General features: G+C 61.3%; 1 protein-coding gene. It reads right to left on the bottom strand.

From position 1 onward, the window contains the following. Window positions 1-556 precede the first annotated feature (556 nt). A partial coding sequence (locus A8950_RS19335) for an Ig-like domain-containing protein (RefSeq protein ID WP_166644940.1) occupies window positions 557-2818 on the bottom strand: 2262 nt, incomplete at its 5' end.

Genomic DNA, 2818 nt, shown 5'->3' with positions numbered 1-2818 from the left:
TGGGTCACCCCCTGCGTCAGCGTCGCCCGCTCGACATCACCCTCATGGGCAATGCCGGTCGTCTCGGTCGGGATGTTCGTGGTGTCGGTGGCCATCATCTGCACTCCGGTTATGCCGCTTGGTATCGCGGATCAGTTGGCACCCGGCCGCAGCGCAGGAAGGTGCGCGAGGAACGGCCGGCCTCGTGGAGAAAACGCGCCGGATAAACCCAATATTCCTCGTATTTTAGGCAAATAGTGGCCCTATCTCACACAATTGTATGGGCTTAAAGTAAGTCTTTTCCTTGACGCCGTGCGTCGCGATTCTGCGCGCCCAATGGTGTGTGCTTGGGTGCCCCGCCGGTCGGCCAGGCAGCGGCGCCCAGCCCCTCGCCCCAACCAGACCCCGGGCAAAAGAAAAACGCCGCAGCACAAGGCTGCGGCGTCGGGCACATCCGGTTCACCTGGGGTAGCTGGCTCCGGACGTCCCTGCAGTCATGTCGCCGCCGCGACCGAAGCCGCGGCGGACGGGTCAGGCGGGAGAAACGCTGCCTGAAACAATTCGCTCTGCCCTGATGTCAAACGACTTGCACATCCTTGTCGACATAGAGGGTGACATCCATGCCGCCGACATTGGCATTGTACTGGGCGAACACCATGCCGCCGTCCCGGACTACGTCACCGGCATAGGTCCATGTCTGACTACCGTCAAAGATGGTGCCATCTATGTTCACCCTGTCGCCAGCAGCGCCCACGATATAGAGGCTGTGAGCCGTTGCCTCGCCCACATCCTTGTTGTTGTCAGTGAAGTTCAGGACGTCCTGGGCATTGAGGACGACCGTTGTTCCGAAATCCTTACTTGCCAGGGCCTCGGTCGTAATCAGAATCGATTCAATGTTCTTGATTGCGGTGTTGCCGGCAAGGCTCACGGTCACGTCGCCATTAGTCGCACCGCCAATTGCCGCAGCGGTGTTGGTGATGGCACCCTGATCGATGCGAAGGATGTCAAAGCCTGCCCCACCATCGACCAACGTGTCGTTGGAGTCGAAGATCAGGATGTCGTTGCCGGCACCGCCGCTTAGCTGATCCTTGCCGTCGCCGCCATTCAGCATGTCCTCCAGGTTTCCACCCGTCAGCACGTCGTTATTGGTACCACCGAAAATGTAGTTGAACTGCGTCGGGCTTGGATCGGCGTAGTTGTTTACCTTGTCATCGCCATCAAACGAAGCCGTGGCGGTCTGATCCGGCGTTCCGCTATCTGGCGTGATGATGAAGGTATAGGCCGTGCTGTCAGCGCCGGCCGTTTTGTCATTTATCTCGAGTTGCAGATTGCCGCTTGACTGCAGCACTACGTTCTCAAGGGTGAGGTCGGTAAGGATCACCTTGGGGTTGACCGCCGCCTCGACCGATACGAGATATTGGTGGCTGGTGTTGATCTCGAATCCGGCATCAGTCAGCACGTTGCCCTGCTGTCCCTGCAGGTTGAGCGCATAAACCTGGGCCACGGCCATCAGCGGATTGTTGCGATCCACGAAGGTCAGGATCAGCTGCTGATTGTTGACGTTCGTGTTGGTCTTGAACGTCCCGTCGATCAGGCGCGAGGACGGGATGCCCGTCGTCGCCTCAGTCGTCGCCACATTATTGCCAGTGGTGATTTCGCTGCCCGAAAGGGTCGTCTCCTCAGCCTTGGCAACCGCCGTGAAATTGAGTGTGCCAGGCAGCGTCCCCGTGCCGGGTGCCGTGATGCTGAAGGTCTGGTCGATGCTGGCGGTCCCCGTCGGCACGGTGAAGACGATGACGCCCGTGACTGAATTATAGGTATAGGGATAGCCGTTGAGCGTGCCCGCAGGATCGAGTGCCGCCGTGAAGCCCGGATGCAGGGTCACGGTGACGGTGTGGACTTCCGAGCCGTCCTGGTAGTCGCCGAAGGTCGCCTTGACTTGCAGCGTGCCCGTCTCGCCCAAACCGAAGCTGGCATTGGCGTCGTTGCTGTCATTGACGATGACCTCGACATTGGTCGGCTTGTCGGCCACCGCATCGCGGGTGATATTCAGCGTGCCGCCGATGGTGCCGGTGAGGCCGCCATTGGGGTCGCTGATCAGCGCCTCGATGCCGAGGGCAAGGTCGCTGTCGAGATTGTCCACTGGCGGCAGTATCGCCAGCTTGGTGATGTCCGGATAGAGGCTCATCAGGATGATGAAGTCCGCACCGGTGCCGACATGGATCTCGGCGCCGTCGTAGAACACCTTCCAGCCGACCGGCAGCAGCTTCAGCGTCAGACTCACCATCTGCTCGTTGTCGGCCGGGTTGAAGGTAATATCGAGCGCGCCCGGCGCGGGCGTACTGCCGCCGGTATGCTGGTCGGCAATGCCGTCCTCATAGACCACGGCCGTCGCGCCAATCGTGCCTTCCGCCTGGTCGGCGACGTTGATGGTCAGCACGGCGGTGTCGCGGTCGCCATCGGCGTCTTCGATCGTGTAGGTGAAGTAGTCGGTGCCGCTGGCATCGGTCTTGGCGGTATAGGTATAGGTGCCGTCGGCATTGAGCGTCAGGTAGCCCAGGGCCGATTCCACCGTGCCGCCGATATTGGCGGTCGATTGGCCGCTGTTGTTGCCGGTCTTGACGCCGACCAGGCCACCGCCCGATTTCGCGCCGTCGGCGCCGAAGAGATCGTCGGCAAGGACGCCCAGCGCGGCATCCGTCACCTCGATCTTGCTGCCAGCATTGACACTGCCGCCATCGTCGTCCTCGGCCACCGGGGCGTCGTCGTCGACGGTCACGGTGAAGGTGGCGCCGGAGCCCTCGCCCTCGGCATCCTTGGCCGTGATGGCGAAGGTCAG

This window comes from Dongia mobilis (assembly GCF_004363235.1).
Classification (GTDB): Bacteria; Pseudomonadota; Alphaproteobacteria; order Dongiales; family Dongiaceae; genus Dongia; species Dongia mobilis.
Note: the sequence above shows the minus strand (reverse complement) of the source record. Positions and strands in the feature narration are given on the sequence as shown.